Origin of the sequence: Streptomyces jeddahensis, from assembly GCF_001642995.1 — a bacterium.
Taxonomy (GTDB): Bacteria; Actinomycetota; Actinomycetes; order Streptomycetales; family Streptomycetaceae; genus Streptomyces; species Streptomyces jeddahensis.
Genome location: NZ_LOHS01000200.1, coordinates 1 through 24,441, shown reverse-complemented (window position 1 = coordinate 24,441; position 24,441 = coordinate 1). Strand labels below are relative to the sequence as shown.

General features: G+C 69.4%; 19 protein-coding genes and 2 pseudogenes. 7 read left to right on the top strand and 14 right to left on the bottom strand.

Features of this window, described 5'->3' with window-relative positions:
- Window position 1 precedes the first annotated feature (1 nt).
- On the top strand, window positions 2-2,572 hold the full coding sequence (locus tag STSP_RS35395) for an AMP-binding protein (protein ID WP_232789926.1): 2,571 nt from the start codon (window positions 2-4) through the stop codon (window positions 2,570-2,572).
- Window positions 2,573-2,886: 314 nt separating this feature from the next.
- Window positions 2,887-3,129 carry a 2Fe-2S iron-sulfur cluster-binding protein gene (locus STSP_RS35390; RefSeq protein ID WP_067285234.1) on the top strand — a complete coding sequence of 81 codons (243 nt, stop codon included), beginning with the start codon at window positions 2,887-2,889 and terminating at the stop codon, window positions 3,127-3,129.
- A gap of 141 nt (window positions 3,130-3,270) precedes the next feature.
- Here STSP_RS35390 and STSP_RS37995 read toward each other — a convergent pair whose 3' ends face one another.
- Entirely contained in the window at window positions 3,271-3,399 is a 129-nt protein-coding gene (locus STSP_RS37995; RefSeq protein ID WP_269801072.1) for a helix-turn-helix domain-containing protein, read from the bottom strand.
- Between the two features lie 449 nt (window positions 3,400-3,848).
- Here STSP_RS37995 and STSP_RS35385 point away from each other — a divergent pair, with 449 nt between their 5' ends.
- Window positions 3,849-6,158 carry a beta-L-arabinofuranosidase domain-containing protein gene (locus STSP_RS35385; RefSeq protein WP_067285232.1) on the top strand — a complete coding sequence of 770 codons (2,310 nt, stop codon included), beginning with the start codon at window positions 3,849-3,851 and terminating at the stop codon, window positions 6,156-6,158.
- A gap of 53 nt (window positions 6,159-6,211) precedes the next feature.
- On the opposite strand, the pseudogene STSP_RS35380 reads toward STSP_RS35385, so the two are convergent.
- A pseudogene (locus tag STSP_RS35380) lies at window positions 6,212-6,577 on the bottom strand (AbfB domain-containing protein); the annotation flags it as partial.
- Window positions 6,578-6,947: 370 nt separating this feature from the next.
- Between STSP_RS35380 and STSP_RS35375 the strand changes: the two are divergent.
- Window positions 6,948-8,372, top strand: a complete 1,425-nt coding sequence (locus STSP_RS35375) for a family 43 glycosylhydrolase (protein ID WP_067285408.1) — start codon at window positions 6,948-6,950, stop codon at window positions 8,370-8,372.
- 182 nt (window positions 8,373-8,554) lie between these two features.
- Here STSP_RS35375 and STSP_RS35370 read toward each other — a convergent pair whose 3' ends face one another.
- The 12 genes from STSP_RS35370 to STSP_RS35320 all read right to left on the bottom strand — a co-directional run bounded on the left by STSP_RS35370 (window position 8,555) and on the right by STSP_RS35320 (window position 19,192).
- Window positions 8,555-9,277 carry a FadR/GntR family transcriptional regulator gene (locus tag STSP_RS35370; RefSeq protein ID WP_067285228.1) on the bottom strand — a complete coding sequence of 241 codons (723 nt, stop codon included), beginning with the start codon at window positions 9,275-9,277 and terminating at the stop codon, window positions 8,555-8,557.
- Window positions 9,268-10,281: an aldo/keto reductase gene (locus tag STSP_RS35365; protein ID WP_067285227.1), complete on the bottom strand. Its 1,014-nt coding sequence runs from the start codon at window positions 10,279-10,281 to the stop codon at window positions 9,268-9,270. The genes STSP_RS35370 and STSP_RS35365 overlap by 10 nt, the downstream gene beginning before the upstream one ends.
- A gap of 36 nt (window positions 10,282-10,317) precedes the next feature.
- The gene (locus STSP_RS35360; protein WP_067285225.1) at window positions 10,318-11,355 is read right to left on the bottom strand and encodes a sugar kinase; all 1,038 of its coding nucleotides are present in this window, start codon (window positions 11,353-11,355) and stop codon (window positions 10,318-10,320) included.
- Window positions 11,352-11,648: a beta/alpha barrel domain-containing protein gene (locus STSP_RS35355; RefSeq protein ID WP_078067769.1), complete on the bottom strand. Its 297-nt coding sequence runs from the start codon at window positions 11,646-11,648 to the stop codon at window positions 11,352-11,354. Before STSP_RS35355 ends, STSP_RS35360 begins: the two co-directional genes overlap by 4 nt.
- Window positions 11,645-12,406: an SDR family oxidoreductase gene (locus STSP_RS35350; protein WP_067285224.1), complete on the bottom strand. Its 762-nt coding sequence runs from the start codon at window positions 12,404-12,406 to the stop codon at window positions 11,645-11,647. The genes STSP_RS35355 and STSP_RS35350 overlap by 4 nt, the downstream gene beginning before the upstream one ends.
- Window positions 12,403-13,446, bottom strand: coding sequence for a zinc-dependent alcohol dehydrogenase (locus STSP_RS35345; protein WP_067285222.1), 1,044 nt, complete (start codon window positions 13,444-13,446; stop codon window positions 12,403-12,405). The genes STSP_RS35350 and STSP_RS35345 overlap by 4 nt, the downstream gene beginning before the upstream one ends.
- Window positions 13,443-13,880 (bottom strand): RbsD/FucU domain-containing protein, encoded by a 438-nt coding sequence (locus STSP_RS35340; RefSeq protein ID WP_067285220.1) that lies wholly within the window; start codon window positions 13,878-13,880, stop codon window positions 13,443-13,445. The genes STSP_RS35345 and STSP_RS35340 overlap by 4 nt, the downstream gene beginning before the upstream one ends.
- Window positions 13,871-14,062: a hypothetical protein gene (locus tag STSP_RS37990; protein WP_232789925.1), complete on the bottom strand. Its 192-nt coding sequence runs from the start codon at window positions 14,060-14,062 to the stop codon at window positions 13,871-13,873. The genes STSP_RS35340 and STSP_RS37990 overlap by 10 nt, the downstream gene beginning before the upstream one ends.
- Window positions 14,055-15,389, bottom strand: coding sequence for an L-fuconate dehydratase (locus STSP_RS35335; RefSeq protein ID WP_078067768.1), 1,335 nt, complete (start codon window positions 15,387-15,389; stop codon window positions 14,055-14,057). Before STSP_RS35335 ends, STSP_RS37990 begins: the two co-directional genes overlap by 8 nt.
- 94 nt (window positions 15,390-15,483) lie before the next feature.
- Window positions 15,484-16,527 carry an ABC transporter permease gene (locus STSP_RS35330; RefSeq protein WP_067285219.1) on the bottom strand — a complete coding sequence of 348 codons (1,044 nt, stop codon included), beginning with the start codon at window positions 16,525-16,527 and terminating at the stop codon, window positions 15,484-15,486.
- On the bottom strand, window positions 16,520-18,082 hold the full coding sequence (locus tag STSP_RS35325) for a sugar ABC transporter ATP-binding protein (protein WP_067285217.1): 1,563 nt from the start codon (window positions 18,080-18,082) through the stop codon (window positions 16,520-16,522). The genes STSP_RS35330 and STSP_RS35325 overlap by 8 nt, the downstream gene beginning before the upstream one ends.
- A 45-nt stretch (window positions 18,083-18,127) precedes the next feature.
- Entirely contained in the window at window positions 18,128-19,192 is a 1,065-nt protein-coding gene (locus tag STSP_RS35320) for a sugar ABC transporter substrate-binding protein (RefSeq protein ID WP_067285215.1), read from the bottom strand.
- Between the two features lie 463 nt (window positions 19,193-19,655).
- Between STSP_RS35320 and STSP_RS35315 the strand changes: the two genes are divergently transcribed.
- From STSP_RS35315 to STSP_RS39855, 3 genes and pseudogenes are all read left to right on the top strand, one after another.
- Complete coding sequence (locus tag STSP_RS35315) at window positions 19,656-21,887, top strand: alpha-L-fucosidase (protein ID WP_067285214.1); 2,232 nt, start codon at window positions 19,656-19,658, stop codon at window positions 21,885-21,887.
- Window positions 21,888-22,195: 308 nt separating this feature from the next.
- Window positions 22,196-23,149, top strand: coding sequence for an expansin EXLX1 family cellulose-binding protein (locus STSP_RS35310; protein ID WP_067285212.1), 954 nt, complete (start codon window positions 22,196-22,198; stop codon window positions 23,147-23,149).
- Between the two features lie 749 nt (window positions 23,150-23,898).
- Window positions 23,899-24,024 (top strand): annotated as a pseudogene (locus STSP_RS39855) (beta-galactosidase); the annotation flags it as partial.
- Window positions 24,025-24,441 lie beyond the last annotated feature (417 nt).

The following is a 24,441-nucleotide window of genomic DNA, read 5'->3' as shown; positions in this document are numbered from 1 at the left end:
AGTGCGGCCGAACGGCGTGCCGTTCGCACGCCAGCTGGCGGCACACGGCGATCGCGTCGCACTCATCACTCCCGACGGAGAGCTGTCGTACCGCGAGTTGGCCGAGCGGGTTGCTGCCACCGCCGAACGCCTCGGGCCCGTACGGCGGCTGGTGCTGCTGGCCGGGGCCAACCGGCCGGACGCGCTCGTCACATACCTGGCCGCCCTGTCCGCCGATCACCCCGTCCTGCTCGTCCCCGGCGACAGCGAAAGCACGATCCGCTCGCTGACCAAGGCGTATACCCCCGACGTCGTGGCGCGCCCGGGGGCCGACGGAACATGGACCCTCAACGAAAGGCACCGCGAGAGCGCCCACACCTTCCACCCGGACCTCGCCCTGCTGCTGAGCACGTCCGGCTCGACCGGCTCACCCAAGCTGGTGCGGCTCTCCCACGACAACCTCCAGACCAACGCCGAGTCCATCGCCACCTACCTCGGCATCGACGACACCGACCGGGCTGCCACCACGCTGCCCATGCACTACTGCTACGGCCTGTCCGTCATCCACAGCCATTTGCTGCGCGGCGCCGGGATCGTCCTCACCGAACGGTCGGTGTCCGACGCGGGCTTCTGGGAGGAGTTCCGCGCCGCCCGCGGCACCTCGCTGGCAGGAGTGCCGTACACCTTCGACCTGCTCGACCGGGTCGGCTTCGAACGGATGGAGCTGCCGAACCTGCGCCGCGTCACCCAGGCCGGGGGCCGGCTCGCCCCCGAACGCGTTGCCCGCTACGCCCAGTTGGGCCACCGCTCCGGCTGGCAACTGTTCGTGATGTACGGCCAGACCGAGGCCACGGCCCGCATGGCCTACCTCCCGCCACACCTGGCCGCCGAGCGTCCCGAGGCCGTCGGTGTGCCGATACCCGGCGGCTCCTTCCGGCTGCAGCCCGTCGACGGCCACGGCCCGGATGCCGGCGAACTGGTCTACTCCGGGCCGAACGTGATGCTGGGTTACGCCGAGAGCCCGGCCGACCTCGCCCTCGGCCGGACCGTGCGGGAGCTGCACACAGGGGACATAGGGCGGCGCGCGCCCGACGGGCTGTACGAGATCGTGGGCCGCCGCAGCCGCTTCGTGAAGATCCTCGGACTGCGGATCGACCCGCAGCGCGTCGAGACCCTGCTGGAGGAGCACGGGATCACCGCGTACTGCGCGGGGGACGGGGAGGCACTGGCGGTGGCCGCGCTCGGGGGCTCCGGCGAGGAGGCACGCATTCGGCGGCTGATCGCGGAGGAGTGCGGGCTCCCGGCCCGCGCGGTGCGGGTGCGGGTCCACGCCGAACTCCCCCGCCGGGCCTCGGGCAAGCCCGACTACGAGGCCGTACGACGCGTGACGCGCCCGGCTGCGGAGACGGCTTCGGACCGCGGTGAGGACGATCTCCGCCGCCTTTACGCGGAGATTCTCGACCGCGCCGACGTCACCGACGGCAGCAGCTTCGTCAGCCTCGGCGGCGACTCACTGTGCTACGTCGAGATGTCCCTTCGTCTGGAGGAGGCGCTGGGCCGCCTGCCCGCCGACTGGCACATCAGGACGATCAGCGAACTGCGGACCATGGCGGCCCCCTCGGTCGAGGGGCCGGCCAAGCCGCGGCGAACCCAGCCTGCCCCCGGCCTCAGGAGGGCGCTGCGCTCCTGGGCGACGCGGGAGTCCTGGAGGACCCGCCGCACCCTCGAGACCAGCATCGCCCTGCGCGCCGTCGGGATCGTCCTCATCGTCGGCTCGCACATCCAGGTCTTCACCATCAAGGGCGCCGCCCACATCCTCATCGGCATCGCGGGCTACAACTTCGCCCGCTTCCAGCTGACTGACGCCCGACGCCGCGAGCGCGTACGGCACCTGTGGCGCAGCATCGCCCGCATCGCGATACCGAGCATGGTGTGGATCACCGGCGCCGTGGTCCTGACCGACTTCTACGACCCGGCCAACGCCGTGCTGCTCAACAGCCTGCTCGACCCGGGGACCGACCGCTTCGACTGGGCCTACTGGTTCGTCGAGGCCCTGGTCTACTACCTGGTCGTCCTCGCCGTCCTCATGACCGTGCCCCTGCTCGACCGGCTGGAGCGACGGTACGCGTTCGGCGTACCGCTGGCGCTCACGGCCGTAGGCCTGGTCGGCCGCTACGACCTGCTGGACCTGGTGTCCATCCGCCCCCAGCTGAGCCCCACGGTGGTCTTCTGGCTGTTCGCGCTGGGGTGGGCGGCCGCGCGGGCGGGCACCCTGCGGCAACGGGCGCTGCTCACGGCGGTACTGCTGCTCACCGTGCCGGGCCTGTTCCAGGACCAGCCCTTGCGCACGACGATCGTGATCGCCGGGCTGGGGCTGCTGATCTGGGTGCCGACCCTGCCCAGCCTCGCGCCGCTCAGCGCGATCGCAGGTGTCCTGGCGAGCAGTTCCCTGTACATCTACCTGACGCATTACCAGGTCTACCCATACCTCCAGGAGGACTTCCCGCTCACCGCCCTGTTCGCCTCTCTTGTGCTCGGCATCGGGTACGCGGCGGTTGTAACCCGGGCGGCGCGGGCGATCCGGTGGCTGTGATCGCGCCCCTCCGCCACGAGGTGCGGCCCTGCCGAGGGCACCGATGCCGCCCGGTTGGCGATGTTGTGCCATTGCCAGCCGTTGAAGGCGAGGGCGGGGCGACGACCATGGGACCGGTATGCCGTTCGGGCAGTGCCATGGCGTCTTCCGTCGTCGGCGTCGCGGCGCGGTAGACGGGCAGCCAGCGGGCGAAGAGGGTGAAGCCCAGCAGGGCGACGGCTACGAGGACTCCGAAGGACGTCCTGCGCACGAGGCGTCCCTGCGCGTCGCCCGCGAGCGCGGCGAAGCACTCGGCGACGAGGCCCCCGCCGCCGATGCCACCGCGTTCCTGGAGTCCCTCGGCTTCGATCCTCGACGCCGGGCTGCGCGCCGGACTCGACCTGCCGTACTCCTGCCAGGAGCGCATCTGCGGCACCTGCCGCGCCAAATCCACCGGCGGCGCCGTACGACTCGACGAGTGCGACCTCGACCAGGCCGACATCGACGCCGGCTACGTCCTGACCTGCCGCACCCGCCCTCTGAACGACACTGCCGTCATCGATTTCGATCAGGCGTGATCGTCCACCAGACGCGGTGACGTCGTCACGCCCCTGCAGGGCAAGGCCCAGTCGCTCGCGAAACGGCACGATGCGGGGACACGCCACCACGACCAGCACCGTCAGTTCCACGGCCGCCTCCTTAGCGGATGTCTGCCAGAGCTAGCCCGCCGCGTCCTTCAGGCGCTCGGGGTTCAGGACGGTGATGCGGGCCCGGGCCAGACGCAGCAGACCTTGTTCGACGAACTCGTGCAGGACCTTGGTGGTCGTCTCACGGGAGGTGCCGGCCAGGGCAGCCAGCTGCTAAGGACGAGCGGGACCAGACATCTCCTTGCCGGGCGCGAAGTTCATCACCGCCAGAAGTCCCGCGAACTGACCTCCACGACGTATGATCTCGTGGCCGACCGCATCGGCAAGGGGGAGATCAGCCAGGGTGAGGGCCCGGCCGTGTTCAAGTCGAACACGGAGGAGAAGTGGTACATGCTCATGGACGAGTTCGGGGGCGCACCTACGTCCCGTTCGAGACTACCGATCTCGACTCCGGGAAGTGGATCCCGTCGAAGAGCTACCAACTGCCCCCTGAAGCCAAGCACGGCTCGGTGCTTCCCCTCACCCAGGCAGAATACGACCGGCTGTTGAGTGCTTACGGCGGTCAAGAGAGCGATTCCTGATCACGCACGATCCATCGCGATGCTCTCCGCTGCAGGCCCGCAAGGTTCGAACGAAGGAAACGAGCACGTATGCAGTCACTCCCCCGCAGCGCGGTACGCCTTCTTCCCGGCCCGTTCCTGGACGCGCAGGCCACCGCCCTCGACTACCTGCTGTCTCTCGACGCCGACCGGCTCCTCGCGCCCTTGCGGCGCGAGGCCGGCCTACCGCCGGTTGCCGAGTCCTACGGCAACTGGGAGAGCTCCGGTCTCGACGGACACACCATCGGACACGCGCTGTCGGGCGCCGCTCTCATGAGCACGGTGACGGACGATCCCCGGCCGATGGCCATGGTCGATCGTCTGGTTCAGGGCGTCGTCGAGTGCCAGGACGCCCTGGGCACCGGCTACGTCGGGGGCATCCCCGACGGCGTGCGGCTGTGGCAGCGGGTTGCCGCCGGGCAGGTGAAGCGGGACTCGTTCGAGCTCGGTGGTGCCTGGGTACCGTGGTACAACCTGCACAAGCTCTTCGCCGGCCTGCTGGACGCCTACCGGCACGCCGGGTCGGAGCTAGCCCTGACCGCCGTCCGACGGCTGGCCGACTGGTGGGACCAGGTGGCGGCGGGGATGGACGACGACACCCATGAAGCCATGCTCCGCACGGAGTTCGGCGGGATGTGCGAGGTTCTGGCGGACCTCGCGGACGTCACCGGCATGGACCGGTACGCCGCCCTGGCACGGCGGTTCCTCGACCAGTCCCTGCTGCGCCCGTTGCGTGAGCACCGCGACGTCCTCGACGGGATGCACGCCAACACCCAGATCGCCAAGGTCGTCGGATACCAGCGGCTCGGCGAGGTCGCCCGTGACCCCGGCCTGCGGGACGCCGCCCGGTTCTTCTGGCAGACCATGACCAGGCACCGGACGTTCTCCTTCGGCGGCAACTCCGTGCGCGAGCACCTGCACCCCCGCGACGACTTCAGCTCCGCGCTGGAGTCGCCGGAGGGCCCGGAGACCTGCAACACGTACAACATGCTCAAGCTGAGCCGCACGCTGTTCCTCGAACGGCCGGACGCCGAAGTGCTCGACCACTACGAGCGCGCGACGGTCAACCACATCCTGTCGTCCGTGCATCCGAAGGGCGGGCTGGTGTATTTCACGCCGGTGCGGCCGGGCCACTACCGCGTGGTGTCGACGCCCCAGAACTGCTTCTGGTGCTGCGTCGGCACCGGGCTGGAGAACCACGCGAAGTACGGCGAGCTGGTGTACACCACCGAGGGCGACGACGTGTTCGTCAATCTCTTCATCGCCTCCCGGCTGAGCCGGCCGGAACAGAACCTGGTGCTGGAGCAGGCCGGGACGGCCCCCTACGACGACGAGGTGAGACTCGTGGTACGCGGCGCTCCCGCCACCCCGATGGCGATCCACATACGCGTCCCCGGCTGGCACGAGGGGACGCCACACGTCCATATCAACGGTGCGCCGCCCGAGGGAGATCCGGCCCCGCTCACGACGCACGGCGGGGCAGACGGACAGCCCCTGACCTACGTGCGTCTCGAGCGGCAGTGGCGCGAAGGGGACACGGTCACCATGCGCCTTCGCCCGCGCATCAGCGCCGAGCTGCTCCCCGACGGCTCGCCATGGGTGTCGTTCCGCTACGGGCCCAGCGTGCTCGCGGCCGAGGGCGACAGGGCCGACCTGGTCGGGCTCTTCGCCGACGACTCCAGGATGGGTCACGTCGCCAGTGGCCCGTTGCGCCCCCTGGAGCACCTGCCCGTCGTGCTCGCCCGGAGCACCTCCGATGCGGCGGTCGGCGTGCGCCGACTCGCCCCGGACCGGTTGGCGTTCGCCCTGGATCACGTGGACGCACAAGCGGGCGAGTCCATCACCCTCGTCCCGTTCGCCGGCATCCACGACTCCCGCTACCACCTTTACTTCCCCCTGGCGGAACCGGAGCGCCTCCAGGAGCGGCGGGCGGAGCTGCGCGCGGCCGACGAAGCGACACTCACGCTGCACGACCGAACCGTTGACGCCGTTGCCGCCGGCGAGCAACAGCCCGAGACCGACCACAGTTTCGAAGGGCAGGACACATGGTCGGGCCTCACCGACGGGCTGAGGTGGCGAGCCGCCACCGGATGGTGGTCCTACCGCCTGACAGACCCGGACGGCACCGCCACCGGCCTGCAGGTGATCCACCTCTCGGACGGAGGTGCCAGTCCGACCCGAGTGCTGGTCGACGGACACGCGCTGGGCACTCTCACACCCTCGGCCGGCCCCGAGGGCCAGGAACTCTCCCAGGTGTTCCCACTCGACGCGGACCGTCCCGCCGGGCCCGTCGAGGTTCGGTTCGAAGCGGTCGGCCCGGCAACCACCATCCGGCTGCGCGAAGTACGCCTGATGCGTTGACGCGGCTCATGACTGCGCCGCCTGGCCAATCCGGTCACCCTGTCTGCGTCGGGTCAGCTCGTCACACGGAAGGTGGCGTCGCTGCGGGCCGTCGCGGTGGTGATCGGGTCGAGGCGGAGTTGGTAGGCGTAGTGCCGGATGTAGCGGTCGGGGTGGTTGTACGACTGGAAGGACGACCAGCTCGAGTCGGCGAGCCCGGCGACCTGGCAGAAGGTGGTCGTCGGCGGCGAACTGGGTGGTGCCGTCGTTGCCGGAAGCTGGTAGGTGCCGACGTTGAACGGGTTGGCCGTCAGGATCGGCCTGTATTCGCGTACGCCGTTCTGGCTGAGGTGGTCGATGTAGAGGGCCCACTCATCGCGGTCTCTGAACTTCCTCCAAACCGGGCCTTCGACCACATGACTGTTGAGGCCGATGCTGGAGCCGGTGGTCGGCCGGGGGCGCCTCCGCCGCCAACTCGATGTCCGGCCGGGCGAGTTGTTCGGCATATCGCAAGTCGTTCGTAAGGTCGGGCAGACAATAAATGGGCGAAACGGGGTGCGTCAATACATCCGACATGCACATGCCGCTCCTCAGGCTCGCTTTTCGGGAGTGCTCCAAGCGCCCCGGACACCAGGGATTGCTTTTGTGACAGAAGCGTTGACCTGGGCAGGTGCACGACCTATCTTCTGGCCGAGTTTACGAACGGTGTTCGAAATACCGGAAAGGTGTGAAGAGACGGTATCTCCGCACCATCAGCACCAGAGGGAGTCCTCCGTGAGACCTGAGCTCACCCGCCGAACGGTCCTCGGCATGATCGCCGGCTCGGCCGCCGCCACCGTCACCGGCGTCTCGGGCGGCACCGCCCACGCCGCCGTGCCCGCGTCCCCCGGCGTGACGTACACGAACACCATCGCCGAGCAGCGGGCCGACCCGCACATCTTCAAGCACACCGACGGTTTCTACTACTTCACCGCCACGGTCCCGGCGTACGACCGCATCGTGTTGCGCCGGGCCACCACGATCCAGGGACTCACGTCCGCCGCCGAGACGACCATCTGGACCAAGCACGCCACCGGTGAGATGGGCGCCCACATCTGGGCTCCGGAGATCCACTTCATCGACGGCAAGTGGTACATCTACTTCGCCGCCGGCGCCGCGAACGACATCTGGAGGATCCGGCCCTACGTCCTGGAGTGCACGGCCGCGAACCCGATCACGGGCCCCTGGACGGAGAAGGGCCGTATCGCACTGCCGCTGGACACCTTCTCCCTGGACGCGACGACCTTCGCCGTCAACGGCACCCGCTACCTCTCCTGGGCGCAGAACGACCCGGCCGTCGGCCGCGGCACCAACATCTACATAGCGCGGATGTCCAGCCCGTGGACCATCACCGGCACCCCGGTCATGATCAGCCGGCCGACCGCCTCGTGGGAGACCGCCGGCGGCGAGACGGTCAACGAGGGCCCGGCTGTGATCCAGCGGGGCGGCAAGGTCTTCATGACCTTCTCGGCCAGCGCCACGGACGCCAACTACTGCATGGGCCTGCTGACCGCGTCCGCTTCCGCGGACCTGCTGAGCGCGTCGTCGTGGGCCAAGACCGGGAACCCGGTCTTCGCCAGCAACGTCGCGACCAGCCAGTACGGCCCCGGGCACAACCAGTTCACGGTCTCCGAGGACGGCAAGTCGGACATCCTCGTGTACCACGACCGCAGCTACAGGGACATCAGCGGTGCCCCGCTCAACGACCCCAACCGCCGCACCCGCGTCCAGAAGATCTACTGGAAGGCCGACGGCACACCCGACTTCGGCATCCCGGTCGCCGACGGCCTCACCCCGATCCGACTCTCCTCGTACAACTTCCCCGACCGGTTCATCCGGCACTGGGAGTACCGCGCCAGGATCGAGCCGAACGTCTCCCCGCTGGCCGACTCGCAGTTCCGCGTGGTCACCGGTCTCGCCGGCAGCGGCACCGTCTCCCTGGAGTCGGCCAACTTCCCCGGCTACTTCCTGCGCCACAAGAACTACGAGGTGTGGGTGGAGAAGAACGACGGGACGTCGCTGTTCGCCGGTGACGCCTCCTTCACCGCCCGGGCCGGCCTCTCCGACTCCGCCGGCGTCTCGTACGAGTCGTACAACCTCCCGGGCCGCTACATCCGCCACTACGACTACCTACTGCGGGTCCAGGCCCTGAGCACGGCGACCGACCGGGCCGACGCCACCTTCTACACCCAGTGAGCCACAACTGCGGCCTGTTACCCCTCGGGCCGCTTCGACAAGCGGCAAGTTGCTCGCCATCGCGAACAACTCCACCGCCGTCGGCGCGTTCGCAGTCCAGGACTCGGACAACGGCACCGCCGACAACCGATGGCGCATCTTGAGGGACTAGGTGTTTTGATCTGGGCCGGCGGCGCCGCCCCTCACTTCCGCCCTGTCGTCCCGAAGGGCAGGGGTTCGCCCGAGCGCAGGTGCTCCCTCAGCCACTGCTCGGTGTTGCTCACGTGCAGCAGTGCGGCGGCCTGGCTGAGGGCGGCGTCACGGGTGGACAGCGCGTTGAAGATCGCCTCGTGCTCGGCGAGGGTGCGGCCCGCGGCCTTGTCGTCGACCAGACCACGCCAGATGCGGGCGCGCAGGGTGCGGCCGGAGATCCCCTCCAGGAGGGTGAGGAGGGTCTCGTTGCCCGTGGCCGAGACGACGGCACGGTGGAAGGCGGCGTCGTGGATGTTGAGCCGTTCGACGTCGTCGCGGGCCTCGCGCATGGCGTCCAAGTGCCGCTTCACCTCGGCCAACTGCTCATCAGAAATCCGCGTGGCGGCAAGGGCCGTGGCCATCGGTTCGAGGAGCCGCCGTACCTCCATGAGGTCCTGCAGGGCGACCGAGTCGCCCTGCAGCAGCTCCACCGCGCCGCCGAGCCCCTCCAGGAGCAGACTCGGCTGCAGGCTGGTCACATAGGTGCCGTCACCCCGCCGGACCTCCAGAACCCGCGCGACGGCCAGTGCCTTGACCGCTTCCCGGGCGAGGTTGCGGGACAGTCCCAGCTGGGCGGCCAGGTCCGGCTCCGGCGGTAGCTTCGAGCCCGGAGGCAGCGCACCGGTCCGGATCAGCTCACGGATCTGCTCGATGGCCTTGTCCGTCAGAGACATCGCGCATCCCTCCCCCCACCGTGCTCCGGGAGCACGTCCGACCTGATCAGCCCCTGAGTGCGGAGATTGTCCCAGAGGCCGTCGGGTACGCGCTGATCATGGAGTTCCACGTTTCGTCTGACCTGTTCCGGAGTCCGCATGCCGAGAGTGACGTTGATGATACTGGGATGCGTGCGCGGGAAGGCGATCGCGGCGGCGGGCAGGGTGGTGCCGTGCGCCTCGCAGACCTCGGCGATCTCCCGGGCGCGGGCGACCAGAGCCGGCGGGGCGTCCTGGTAGTCGTACTTCATGCCCTCGGCGGGCCGGTCGCGGGAGAGCAGTCCGGAGTTGAACACGCCCACCGCCACCACGCTCTTGCCGAGTTCCCGCGCGGCGGGCAGGACGTCGTCCAGCGCCGACTGGTCCAGGAGCGTGTAGCGACCGGCCAGCATCACCACGTCGGCGGCCGTCTCGCGCAGGAAGCGGGTGAGCATCGCCGACTGGTTCATGCCGGCGCCGATCGCGCCGATCACGCCCTGGTCGCGCAACTCCGCGAGCGTGGGCATGGCCTCCTCGGCCGCCTGCCGCCAGTGGTCGTCCGGATCGTGCAGGTAGACGATGTCGAGGCGGTCCAGGCCGGTGCGCTCCAGCGTGTCCTCGATGGAGCGGAGCACGCCGTCCCGGCTGAAGTCCCACTGCCGGCGCAGGTCGTCCCGTACGACGAAGCCCCAGGTGTCGACGCCGCGTGGCTCTTCGTTGGGCACGAGCAGCCTGCCCACCTTGGAGGAGATGACGTACTCCTCGCGCGGGCGGCCTTGCAGGGCGGCGCCCAGGCGGCGTTCGGAGAGGCCGAGGCCGTAGTGCGGTGCTGTGTCGAAGTACCGTATGCCGGCCTCCCAGGCCGTATCGACGGCGGCCGTCGCCTCCTCCACCGGAGTGACGCGGTACAGGTTGCCGATCACTGACGCCCCGAAGCCGAGCTCGGTGACGGAGACGGACGTGTTCTGGATCTTCCGCTGGTGCAAGACGTGCTCCTGGGATACGGGCGATGGGGGCACCGGTCAGCGTCTGACGTGGGCCGAGGCGCCCGCGATGAGCGCCTCGACCTCGGCGAGCGAGGCCATGGAGACGTCTCCGGGCGTGGTCATGGTGAGCGCGCCGTGGGCGGTGCCGTAGGCCAGGGCGCGCTCCAGGCCGACGTCGCTGAGCAGTCCGTGGATCAGGCCGGCGGCGAATCCGTCGCCGGAGCCGATGCGGTCCAGGACCTGCAGGCCGGGCATCCGTGGGCCGGTGACGAAGCCGGTTTCGGCGGACCAGGCGGCCGAGGACCAGTCGTTGACGCCGGCCGAGGGGACCTCGCGCAGGGTCGTCGCCAATACCTTCGCGTCGGGCAGGAGGACGGCGACGGAGGCGAGTGCGTCGGGCACCTCGTCGGCACTGACCCGCACGTCGCCCGGGTACGTCCCGGCCAGGCCCAGGGCGCCCACCACGACGTCGGCGTGCCGCGCGAGGCGCAGGTCGACCCCGCGGGCGGCGTCGGCGCCGCCCCGGCCGGCCCACAGGCTGGGGCGGTAGTTGGGATCGTACGAGACGGTGACACCATGGCGGCGGGCCGCGGCCATGGCCTCATCCGCGACGTCCACCGTGGTGTCGGACAGACCGGCGAAGACACCGCCGGTGTGGAACCAGCGCACCCCGGCCGAGAACACGGCGTCCCAGTCGACATCCCCTTTGCGCAGCTGGGAGACGGCGGTGTGCGCGCGGTCGCTGACGCCCAGCGCGCCACGGATGCCGTAGCCGCGTTCGACGAAGTTGAGGCCGTTGCGGGCGGTGCGGCCGATGCCGTCGTCGGACGCCCAGCGGATCAGCGACGTGTCGACGCCGCCCTGCAGGATCAGGTCCTCCACCAGTCGGCCCACCGCGTTGTCGACGAGAGCGGTCACGACGGCTGTCCGCATGCCGAAGCAGCGGCGCAGTCCGCGGACGACGTTGTACTCGCCGCCGCCCTCCCAGACCTGGAAGGAACGGGCGGTGCGGATCCGACCCTCGCCCGGGTCGAAGCGCAGCATCACCTCGCCGAGGGCCACCACGTCGATCACGTCATGCTCCTCTCCACCGCCTCGGCGGTCAGTCGGCGGATGTCCTCGTAGTCGCCCCGCCGAAGGTGGTCGGTGGTGGCCATCCAACTGCTGCCGAGGGCCAGGCCGCCGTGGGCGGCCATCTCTTTGAGCACCCGCTCGGCGACCGGGGTGCGGAAGGTGACCTCGGCGCACCGGGCACCGCCCGCCGCGACGGCGTCGGCCAGGAGGCCGGCGGTCGCCGTGGACGGCACGGTCAGCACGGGCAGGAGACGGGCTCCGGCCAGTACGGCGGCCAGGTCGGTGCCGGTCATCGGCCGAGCCATCCCCCGTCGACGGGCAGGACGACGCCGTGGACGTAGGCGGCGGCGTCCGAGGCGAGGAACACCGTGGCGCCCGCCAGGTCGTCGGCGTCGCCCCAGCGGCCGGCCGGGATGCGGTCCAGGATCGCTTTGCTGCGCACCGGGTCGTCCTGCAGTGCCTGGGTGTTGTCGGTGGCGATGTAGCCGGGCGCGATGGCGTTGACATTCACGCCGTGCGGGGCCCACTCGTTGGCCAGCGCCTTGGTCAGTCCGGCGATGCCGTGCTTGGCGGCGGTGTAGCCGGGGACCGTGATGCCGCCCTGGAAGCTGAGCAGCGACGCCGTGAAGATGACCTTCCCCTGGCCGCGGGCCACCATCGCCGCGCCGACCGCACGGCTCAGCGCGAACTGCGCGTTGAGGTTGACCTGGAGCACCAACTCCCAGTCCGCGTCACTGTGTTCGGCGGCCGGAGTGCGGCGGATCGTCCCCGCGTTGTTGACCAGGATGTCCACCGGCCGCTCCCGCCCGGCTAGATCCGAGCCCAGGGCCCGTACGGCCTCCGGATCGGCGAAGTCGGTCCGGATCGCCTCGAACGTACGCCCCGCGGCGCGGACGTCCTTCTCCACCGCGCTGCCGGACTCCTCCAGCGAGGCGCTGACGCCGATGATGTCTGCGCCGGCCCCGGCGAGAGCGCGGGCCATGGCTCGGCCGATGCCGCGCCGGGCTCCGGTGACGACGGCGAGCTTTCCGATGAGGTCGAAGGCGGTCATACGGCGGCTCCCTGGGCGTCGTCGGTGCACTCCACGAGGATCTTCATCACGTCACCGCCGCCCTCCAGGGCCTCGAAGGCGGCGGGCGCCTGCGTGAGCGGCACGACCTTGCTGATCAGCCGCTCGGCCGGAATGGTCCCGTCGGCGACCAGGGTCACCGCCTTCTCGAAGTCGGAGCGGTCGTACAGCCGGGCGCCCACGAGGGTGAGTTCGCGCCAGAAGAAGCGGTGCAGGTTGACCTCGCGGGGACGGGGGTGGATGGCGACGAGGCAGAGACGACCGCGCACCCCCAGCACGTCCACCGCCGTGTCCACGCCGCCCGCCGCGCCGGACACCTCGAAGGCGACGTCCGCGCCCGCGTCCCCGGTCCACTGCCGCACCAGCTCCGGCACGTCGTCGTCGACCGGATTCCACGCCGTCAGCCCCAACTCCTCGGCGAGCAGCCGACGGTGGGCGCTCAGCTCCACCACCCGCACCTCGGCACCCGCGGCCCGCGCGACCAGCGCGATGAGGATGCCGACGGGGCCGCCGCCGACCACCACGACCTTCTCGCCATCTCGCAACCCGGCCCGGCCCACGTCGTGCACGGCGACCGCCGTCGGCTCGACCAGCGCGGCCCGGTCCAGGGGAAGGGAGCCGGGCAGCCGGATGAGCGTCGAGGCGGGCACGACCCAGCGCTGCTGCATCGCACCCGGGGAATCGATGCCGATGAAGTCCAGGTGCTGGCAGATGTGTTGATGGCCCGCACGGCAGGCCGGGCAGGTGTCGTCCCAGCGCAGCGGCATCACGGTGACCGCGTCACCGGGCCGCCAGCCCTCCACGCCCGGGCCGACGCGTACGACGCGGCCGGACATCTCGTGTCCCAGGACGGCGGGCGCGGACACCCGGGCGTCCATGTCACCGTGGAAGATGTGCAGATCGGTGCCGCAGATACCGACGTACGCGGGGGCCAGCTCCACCTCGCCGGGTCCGGGAGCGGAGGTCTCGGCGGGAGCGGTGTCCAGGGTGCGGGCGGCGGTGTAGCGGACTGCGAGTGTCATCGTGGGGTCAGGGTCCCTTCAGCGCGGACGCCGATGGTCAGCAGCAGGTTGGCGTACGTACGGATGTCGGCGGTGACGATCGCCAGCGCCAGGTCGGATGATCGTGCGGCGTCGTAGAACTCGAACCGGCCCAGCGTCTCCACCGGGGCGGGCGCCAGCCGGGCGCGGTACTCGGCGATGGCCGGCGGTTCCGGTTCGCCCTCGGGCGGCACCATCACCTGTGCCGACTCCACGGGGATCGCCCGCAGGAGGACGTCGAGCACGGTGGTGACGTCCAGTACGCCCGGCCTCAGGTTGAGGTGCACGGTTCTGGCCCACTCGCCGGTGGCCGTACTGGCGGGGTAGTGGCCGTCGGCGAGCAGGACGCGGGCGCCGTGGCCGGACCCGGCCAGGGCTTCGAGGATTCCGGGGTGCAGCAGTTCCGTCAGGAGCACGGAGTCCCCTCCTTCATCGGGGCAGGCGTCAGGTGGTGGAAGGCCGTCGCGGTGCCGGCGAGCACCGCATGGATCTCGGGGCCGGAGCAGCCGTCCAGGAGTTCCTCCACGGTGGCGGCAGCGGTTCCATCGGCCGGCGAGGACGCAGACCAGGGCGTCGATGAGGGCTGGGCGTCAGCCACGGGCGGTCCAGACGGGTCCGTCGGGGTAGGCGTACTCCTTGAGGGTCTCGGGATGCATCTGCGCGCTCAGCCCGGCACGCTCCGGCGCCAGGTAGTGGCCGTCGGCGATGCGCACCGGGTCGACGAAGTGCTCGTGCAGGTGGTCGACGTACTCGATCACCCGGTCCTCGAGGGTGCCGGAGACGGCGACGTAGTCGAACATCGACAGGTGCTGGACCATCTCGCACAGGCCCACGCCGCCCGCGTGCGGGCAGACCGGCACTCCGAACTTCGCGGCGAGCAGAAGGATCGCGATGTTCTCGTTGACGCCGCCGACTCTCGCGGAGTCGATCTGCACGATGTCCACCGCGCCGGCCTGAAGGAGCTGCTTGAAGACGACCCGGTTGGCGATGTGCTCGCCGGTGGCGACCTTGATGGGCCTGACGGCCTGGCGGACGGCGGCGTGGCCGAGGATGTCGTCGGGTGAGGTGGGCTCCTCGATCCAGTACGGCTGGTAGGGGGCCAGCGCGCTCATCCAGTCGATCGCGGGCTGGACGTCCCATCTCTGGTTGGCGTCCACCGCGATGCGGATGCCGTCGCCGACCGTCTCGCGGGCGGTGCGCATGCGCCGTACGTCGTCCTCCAGGGACGCTCCGACCTTCAGCTTGATCTGCGTGAAGCCGTCGGCGACGGCCTCGCGGGCGAGGCGGGCCAGCTTCTCGTCGGAGTAGCCGAGCCAGCCGGGCGTGGTGGTGTAGGCGGGGTAGCCCCGGTCGAGCAGGTGACCGATGCGCTGTTCGCGGCCGGGCTCGGCGCGGCGCAGGATCTCCAGGGCCTCCTCGGGGGTGAGGGCGTCACTGAGCCAGCGGAAGTCGACTTGTGCGACCAGTTCCTCCGGGGACATCTCGCCGAGGAAGCGCCATACGGGCTTTCCAGCCCGCTTGGCCGCCAGGTCCCAGGCGGCGTTGACGACCGCGCCGGTGGCCATGTGGATGGCGCCCTTCTCCGGTCCGAGCCAGCGCAGTTGGGGGTCGTGGACGAGGGAGCGGGAGAACGCGCCGAGGTCGGCGCAGACTTCTTCGACCGAGAGGCCCACCACGTGCGGGGCGAGGGCCGCGATGGCGGCGGCCTGCACGTCGTTGCCGCGGCCGGTGGTGAAGGCCAGGGCGTGGCCCTCCAGTCCGTCGCCGGCGTCGGTGCGCAGGACGACATAGGCGGCGGAGTAGTCGGGTTCGGGGTTCATCGCGTCCGACCCGTCCAGGTGCTCGGACGTCGGGAAACGCACGTCCAGCACGTCCAGGGCGGTGATGCGGGCAGAGGCCGGGGAAGCGGACAGGGCGGATGACATGGCGGCAACTCCTGTGACGGCAGGGGCGGTACGGCCCCTTGCGACGAGACGTGGGGCGGCAGAGGGTGACGGGCGGCCTGGACGGCCGCCCGGTTCAGTCTTGGACCTTGCCGCCCGTGATGCGCGAGATGGTCAGGGCGACCAGAATGATCAGGCCGTTGAGGGCGCCGATCCACTGCGCGGGGACGCCAGCGAGGGTGAGCACGTTCTGGATCATGAACAGCAGCAGGATGCCGCTGAACGCCCCGAACATGGTGCCCTTGCCGCCGTTGAGGCTGATCCCGCCGATGACGGCGGCGGCGAAGACGGTGAAGATGTAGCCGTTGCCCTGCGCCGAGGCGACCGAAGCCAGGCGTCCGGAGAGCATCAGCCCGGCGAGGGCGGCGAGCACGCTGCCGGTGACGATGACGATCCACAGCACCCGGTCGGTGCGGATGCCGGCCGCCTTCGCGGCGTCGACGTTGCCGCCGATGGCGTACAGCGAGCGCCCGAAGCTGGTCCAGCCGAGCACCACGATCGCGACGGCGAACAGCACCAGGCAGATCCAGATGGACGCGGGCATCCCGAACCATTCCGCCGTGCCGAGGTAGAGCATCGACGGCGGCAGCTGGAAGAAGGTCTGGCCGCCGGAGATGCCCGTGAGGACACCGCGCAGCACGATCAGCATGCCAAGGGTGACGATGAAGCCGTTGAGGCCGAAGCGGATGATCAGCAGGGCGTTGAGCACGCCGACCAGCAGCCCCACGGCGAGCGTGACGGGGACGGCCCACGCGCCGGGGAGCAGTCCGAGTCCGTGGCCCGCGCCGGCCGGCACCACCAGCCAGGCCGCGACGCCGGGCGCGAGGCCCATGGTGGACTCCAGCGACAGATCCATCTTCTTGACGATCAGGACCATCGTCTGGGCGAGGACCAGCAGGGCGATCTCGGACATGGTCTGCAGGACGTTGATGAGGTTGTCGGCCTGCAGGAAGACCGGGTTGACGATCTGTCCGACGATCGCGATGACGACGATGGCCGGGACGAGCGCCAGGTCGCGCAGGCGGGCCAGGGGTATCCGGCCGCCGAGCAGTGCGGTCCGCCTGGGCTCCGGCTCCGCGCCCTTGGCCGCGGCGGTGTCCGCGAGGACGGTTTCAGGCATGGAGGTCCACTCCTTCCATCGCGGCCACGAGGTCGTGGTCGTGCCAGCCGCGGGCGATCTCTGAGGTCACACGGCCCTGGAACATCACCAGGATCCGGTCGCACATGCGCAGGTCGTCGAGTTCGTCGGAGGCGATGAGCACTCCGGTGCCGGTCTCCGCGGTCTCCTCGACCTTGCTCAGGAGGAACTCCTTGGAGCGCACGTCCACGCCCGCGGTCGGGCTGATCAGGACCAGCAGTCTCGGGTCGTCGGCCAGGGCGCGGGCCATGACGACCTTCTGCTGGTTGCCTCCGGACAGGGAGGAGACGGGCAGTTCGGGACCGGGAGTCTTGATCGCGAGGTTGTCGATCAGGCCCTCGGCCAGCCGGTCCCGGCGGCTGCGGTTCAGGAACCCCTTGGGGCCCAGCCGCTTCGGAATGGACAGTGTGGCGTTGTCCGCGATCGACATGTCGGGAACGAAGCCCTGGTGGTGCCGGTCCTGGGGGACGAACCCGGCGCCGGCGGCGAGCGCCGCTGGCACACTGCCCGGCCGGGGACGGTTCCCGGCGATCTCCACCTCGCCCGCCGCTGCCGTACGCAGCCCTACGACGGTCTCGGCGACCTCGGTGCGCCCGCTGCCGGCGGCGCCTGCAAGGCCGACGATCTCGCCGGCCCCGACCTGGAAGCTGACGTCGTCATACCCGTCACCGCGCAGCGCGCGGACACTCAGTGCGGCCGTGGCGCCGGGGTCGAGGGTGCTCGCACGTTCCTCGCGCCGGTCGGCCGCCGCCTCGCCGGTCATGGCGGCGACGAGGTCGGCGTGGCCCAGTTCCGCGACCGGCGCGGTCACGATGTGCCGGGCGTCGCGGAACACCGTCACCATGTCGCAGATCTCGTATATCTCCTGGAGATGGTGGCTGATGAACAGGAAGGTGACGCCCTGGCGTTGCAGGTCGCGAATGCGGCCGAAGAGGCGGCTGATGGCAGCCCCGTCGAGCTGGGCGGTCGGCTCGTCGAGGATGATGAACCGCGCCCCGAAGGACAGCGCCCGGGCGATCTCGACGAACTGCCGCTGCTCGACGCTCAGGTCACCGGCCGGGGTCTGCGGGTCGACGTCCACCGACCAGGTCGACAGCAGGTCCTGTGCGCGGCGACGGGTGGCCTGCCAGCTGATGAGCCGGTGGCGTCCGTGGTCGTGCCGGTTCAGGAAGAGGTTCTCGGCGACGGTCAGCGTGGGGATGATCGTCGACTTCTGGTAGACGCAGGCCACACGTTGCCGCCAGGCGTCCCGGTCACTGAGCCGGGGGGCCGGCTCGCCGCCGAAGGTCACCGTTCCCTCGTCGGGGGCCTGAAGGCCGGTGAGGACCGACACCAGGGTCGACTTGCCGGCTCCGTTGCGGCCGACGAGCGCGTGGGTCTCGCCGGGCCTGATGGTGATCCGGGCGCCGTTCAGCGCGACCGTCGGACCGAATCGTTTGACTATGCCCATCGCCTCGACGACGGGCGGGTCCGAGGGGACCCGCCCGTCGTCCGCCGGGGCGGGCGCGGGAGTGACTGCTCGCTCCCCGTCGCTCATCTCAACCGCCTTGTTTTCGTGAACCGTTGCTTTCCGGGCGAGGGATCAGCCGAGGTTGTTGCCCCACAGCGACTTGTCGTCGCTCTTCACGCTCGGCACGCCGCCGTAGGTGCCGCCGTCGGCGGTGACGAGCGGGGCGGAGAGCTGGTCCTCGAGAAGGCCGTCGCGGACCTGGATGATGGTGCTGTCGTGGTCGGTCTTGCCGGGCTTGAACGTCTTTCCGTCGATCGCGGCCTTGAGGTAGTACAGGGCGTACTTGGCGTAGAGGTCGGCCGGCTGCGAGACCGTGGCGTCGATCTTGCCCTCGGCGATGGACTTGAGCTCCTCGGGGATGCCGTCGTTGGACACCACGAACACGTGCTTCTTGTCCTTCGGGTCCACCAACAGGCCCCTCTGCTTGAGGACCTGGAGCGTGCCGGACAGGGCGAAGCTGGACTGCATGTAGACGCCCTTGATGTCCGGGTGCTGGGTCAGGCGCGTCTGGAGTTTCTGCGCGGCGACGGCGCCGTCCCAGTTGGTGGCTTCCCCGAACACCTTGATGTCCGGGTAGTTCTTCTTCATGCAGTCGTTGAACGCCTCGGTGCGGTCACGGCCGTTGATGGAGGACAGGTCACCCTGGAGCATGACGACCTTGCCCTTGCCGCCGAGCTTGGTGCCGAGGTACTGGCAGGCCTTCTCGCCGTAGGCGCGGTTGTCGGCGCGTACGACCATGAACACCTTGCCGGTGTCGGGGCGGGTGTCGACGGTGACGACGGGGATCTTCTTCGCCTCCAGTTGCGCGAGGGTCGGGGCGATGGCGGCGGTGTCCTGCGGGGCCATCGCGAGGCCCTTGACGCCCTGGCTGATGAAGGTCTGCGCGTTGGCGGTGAGCTTGGCGACGTCATTCTGGGAGTTGGTGGTCTTCAGGTCCAGGCCCAGCTCCTTGGCGTACTGGGGCGTGTACTTGATGTAGGAGTTCCAGAAGTCGGTGTCGGAGCGCGGGTAGTCGACGCCGACCAGCGGCGTGTCACTCGCCGACGGCGAGGTGGTGGAGCCGCTGCCGCACGCACTGAGCAGCGCCAGTGCGGACAGGGTGGAGACGACGGAACAGAGGGCGGTTCTGAGTCTCATCGGTGCTTCCTCGCGCCGGTCCCGTAGCGGGAGATGTTTCGCCTCGACGACATCTGCGTATCGCCACTCAGCAGAGATGGGATGTTTATAGAGGCGCTCTTGATGTGCTGTCTAGTCCTCGTTCAGTCATCGAAGAAAACCACCAGTTCACAGTCAACCCAAGAGCGAGGAGAGTACCTCGGATGCAAGATCCATCCCATCAATCTTCGGTGCTCGATGGCTCGAATCAGCCACTGAGACCTTCCAGACATGCCATGTTTGGCAGGTCGCAATACGCATCAAATGTGCTGCAAGTTGGGCAAGATGCCTGGCCGTCCCGTGCTTTTCATCCCTGCACGCCCGTTGACATCCCAGGGAGACATGGCGGACCTTCATGCGTAACAAGGCGCGCCCCAGACACAGCAGTTACACCGACTCGTACCCCTCCATACCCCTTGTCCCCTTCCGCACCAGGGATGTGTCCATGTCGAGTTCGATCAACAGACGCCAGTTCGTGGCCGGCGCCACCTGCGTGGCCGCGGCGGCCGCCGCCGGAGGTGGGTTCAGCGCCGGCGTGGCCCAGGCGGCGCCCAGTACGTACACGCCGGACTGGAATTCGGTCGACCAGCACCCGCCCGCCCCGGAGTGGTTCCAGGACGCGAAGTTCGGGATCTACTTCCACTGGGGTGCCTTCAGCGTCCCCGCCTTCGACAACGAGTGGTACCCGCGCAACATGTACCAGGCGGGCAGCAACGCCAACCAGCACCACATCGCGACCTACGGCCAGCCATCGGCCTGGCCGTACCACAACTTCATCAACGGGGCTCAGGACCTGGCGGGCAACTTCGTGGAGTTCGCGCCGAAGCTGAAGTCGGCCGGCGGGAAGTTCGACCCCGATGAGTGGGTGCAGCTGTTCGTCGACGCCGGCGCCAGGTTCGCCGGCCCGGTCGCCGAGCACCATGACGGTTTCTCCATGTGGGACAGCCAGGTCAACGAGTGGAACTCGGTGGACAAGGGCCCGGGTCTTGACCTGCTGCGGCTCTTCTCCACGGCCATCCGCGCCAAGGGCCTGAAGCTGCTGGTGGCCATGCACCACGCGTACAACTTCACCGGCTTCTACGAGCATGTCCCCGCCCAGGCGGACCCCAGCCTCAAGAAGCTCTACGGGCAGCTGGAGCCGGCCGCGGCGAACCAGCTCTGGTTCGACAAGCTCAAGGAGGTCATCGACCGCGCCCAGCCCGACATCCTGTGGCAGGACTTCAACCTGGACGCCGTCGACGAGCAACAGCGCCTCAACTTCCTGGCGTACTACTACAACCAGGCGAACAGCTGGGGCCGTGAGGTCGTCGCCACGTACAAGGACGGCATGAACGGCAAGGGCGAGGTCTTCGACTACGAGCGCGGCGGCCCGGCCGACCTCACCACCCCGTACTGGCTGACCGACGACAGCATCTCCAGCAGCAGCTGGTGCTACACGCAGGGCATCGGCTACTACACCATCCAGCAGATGCTGCATTCGTTCATCGACCGGGTCAGCAAGAACGGCAACGTACTGCTGAACATCGCGCCGATGGCCGACGGCACCATCCCCCAGGCGCAGAAGGACATCCTGCTCGGTATCGGAGACCACCTGAAGCGCTTCGGCGAGTCGGTGTACGCGACCCGCGCCTGGACTGCGTACGGCGAGGGCCCGACGAAGATGGGCGGCGGCTCGTTCACCACCCCGCATGCCGGTACGGCACAGGACATCCGCTTCACCCGCAACAAGGCCAACAACGTCCTGTACGCCACCGTCCTGGGCTGGCCCGGCAGCTCGCTGACGATCAAGACCCTCAGCTCGGACCGGATCAACCTCTCGTCGATGTCCTCGGTGAAGCTCCTCGGCTCCACCGCCGGCACCTACATCGACCTGCCCACGCCGAACCAGAACGCCTCCGGCCTCACGGTCACCCTCCCCTCGTCGGCGCCGTACAGTGCGGGCGCCTACGTCCTGAAGCTCGCTTTCTCCGGCACGATCCCAGCGCTTCGGCCACTCGCCGGCGCTGTCGCCTTCACGGACGTCAACTACACCGGTAACGCCGCCGTGTTCACCGTCGGCGACTACACCGCCGCCGACCTGACCGCGGCCGGACTGGGCGCGCGCACCCTCTCCTCCCTCCGGCCGGCCCCCGGTTACCGGGTGATCGGCTACTCCGGAGACAACTTCACCGGCACTTCCTGGACGTTCACCGCCGAGAACCCCGACCTGCGGGTCACCGGCAACAACGACCAGATCACCTCGCTGAGGGTCCAGTTCAACCCGGCGACGTACTTCCGGATCACCAACGCCACCAACGGCCTTGCCCTGGACAGCGGCGGCAACGTGGCCTCCGGGTCCAACCTCAAGCAGTGGACCTGGGACGGCAGTCCCAACCTGCAGTGGCAGGCGGAGGCGGTGGGAGGCGGCTACTACCGGCTGGTCAACCGCACCAACGGCATGGTCGCCGACGGCTGGGGTGCCACCACCGACGGCTCTCCGGCTCGACAGGCCGCCTGGAACGGCGGCACCAACCAGCAGTGGAAGATCACCCACCGGGGCGGCGACAGCTACTCGATCGCCAACCGCACCACCGGTCTGGTCCTCGACGGCGGCGGCAACGTCGACTCGGGCTCCGTCACCAAGCAGTGGACCTACGGCAGCAGCACTAACCTGCTGTGGACCTTCATGGCCCTCTGATTCTCGGGACGTGCGGGCGGCTGCGGTGGCGTGATTCTCGTACGCTTCCGCAGCCGCCGTCACGCTGTCGCCCGCATCAGGACGGCGCTCGACGAGGGCAACACGGCTCGACACCGCATGGGGTGAACGGTGGCGGGCCCAGATCGTGGTGCTCCCCACTGCCTCAAGGGCCGGGGAGGCACGAACCCGCCCGTATCCGCCCTCCTGGGAACTCGGCCACTCCCCCGTGACAAATCGCCGGCAACCTTTTCGCTTCGTGCGGTCACTGAGCAGTGCACCAACGGCTCGATCTTGCGAACGGACAGGCAATGAAGACAGCGAGGCAGGCCGCGCGGCAGCGCAGACACAGGCGCAGGCTCATGCTGGGCGCCACCGTGGCACTGACCGCCGCGGGCGTTCTCGCCTACCTGGTCATGGGGTTGCTCCCCGACCGCACGGCGGATGCAGGGCGGGGCGCGGCCACGCCCGTCGCCACCACCCAGGTGAAAGCCACCACCGCGACCGAGACGGGCACCCCGACCGCGTCGGGGACGTCCACCGCGACCGGCACCCCGACGCCGACGGCCGCTGCGACCACCGCGGCAGCACGACCGTCGGCCACAGCCACCCCGCGGCCCCCGCGAACGGCGTCCACCACGGCATCGCTGGCGGGGCGGATTCGGCCCGAGACGACCTACCGTGGGGTCGCCACCGCCTACGAGGCCGGTAACGGAGACGGCGCCTGCCTGTTCGGCCCGAGCGACGACCTCATGATCGCGGCGATGAACACCACTGACTACGAGACGTCCAAGGCGTGCGGCGCGTACGTGCTCGTCCGCGCGGCGAACGGCAAGTCGATCACGGTGCGGATCACCAACGAATGCCCTCTGCCCTGCGCACCCGGGCAACTCGACCTCAGCCAACAGGCCTTCGCGAAACTCGCCGACCTCAAGGCCGGCCGGATCCCGATCACCTGGGAGCTGCTGAGCCCCGGCACGTCCGACACGATGTCCATCCGGTACAAGACCGGGTCCAGCCGCTATTGGTGCGGCATCCAGGCGATCGGCCACCGGAATCCGGTCGCACGACTGGAGGTCCGCACCACCGACGGCTGGCGGCGGCTGCCCCGCACCGACTACAACTACTTCATTTCCGCCGACGGCAGCGGGTGCGGCAGCTCGATCAGAATCACGGACATTTACGGAGAACGGCTGACCATCACCGGGATCGCGCTGCGGCCCAACGTCGTGCAACCGACCCAGGTCCAGTTCGCCCGGCACTGACCCCGCCGCCCACGCAGGCATCTCTTGTCAGAAAGTTTCGTGAGCCTCCCACACCTTCAATAGGTTCCGATTCAGGAACGGAGTTGCGACCTGGCGCAGCAGCGCGAGCCGCTCGTCGTGCGTGAGCCGCTCGAGCAGCTCGTCGATGCGCCTGCGCAACAACAACTCGCGGCCGCAGAACGGAGCCGGTCGGCGGTGGAGCGGGACGCAGAGCCCACGGCACAACCCCCTCGGCGGGCGGGCGCGGTCTGTCGGGATGGTTTGAAGCACATTGTCGAAGCGCCTCGACGGTGTCACCCGCCTGACGGGCTGTCAATGGGCCAAACAGAGAAAGCTTCTCGCTTTACGCCTCTTGTTTCGCGAGAAACACGTCTATTACCTTTCACACCGCCTAGTGAAGCGCTTCGACGCTCGCCCAGGGAAGGGCCGCCGCCATGAGTCATGAGTTGAACCGCAGAACCTTCGTCAGCGCAGCCGACTCGGTCGCGGGAGCCGCCACACTGGCCCCGCTGCTGTCCGCCTGCGGAGGCGGCGGACAGCGGCGCACGGGCGCGAACACGAAAGAGGGCCGCCGCGGCACGGCAACGATGGCCGTCCCGGAAACGACGCGGGCACAGCGGCCGTCCTGCGAGGAGCCCCGACCCCGGTGGGGCAGGCCGCCAAGGGAGTGACCCTGGGCGCCTTCTGCCCAGACCAATTCTGACGGCCCGTCAGAGCACCGCGCGCCTCTCCGTACCCAAGGAACCGTCATGACGGCACGCAGCATCACCGACCGCCTGGGCGGCCTCGCCTTCGGCGGGGACTACAACCCCGAGCAGTGGGACGAGCCGGTCTGGAAGGAGGACGACGAGCTCATGCGCCAGGCCAGGATCAACCGGGCCCGCCAGGCCGCCCGTGCGGCCAACCCCGTGATCCCCGGCTTGCGTCCCACCTCCCCGTCACCGACCGCGACCTGCTCATGGACGAACCGATCGGCCGGCACGGGCTGACGCTCCCCCTGGGCGCGGCGGTGCTGCGCCACCGCCGACACCTTCCGCTCCTCTCCGGCTAACTCCCCCAGAGCCGCTGGGACCGCTGACCCTGCACAGGACCCACACCAGAAAGGTAAGACCCTCTATGTCTTCTGTCCCGCACCTCTCCCGGCGAGGACTGCTTGCCGCAGGCGCGGCCTCGGCCGCACTCCCCCTGCTCGCCCCCTCCGCTGCCTCCGCCCTCACGGCCGGGAAGGTCCGGCGCGCGCCCTACACCTTCCGCAACGCGGAGATAGTCGGCGGCGGCTTCGTCACCGGCAT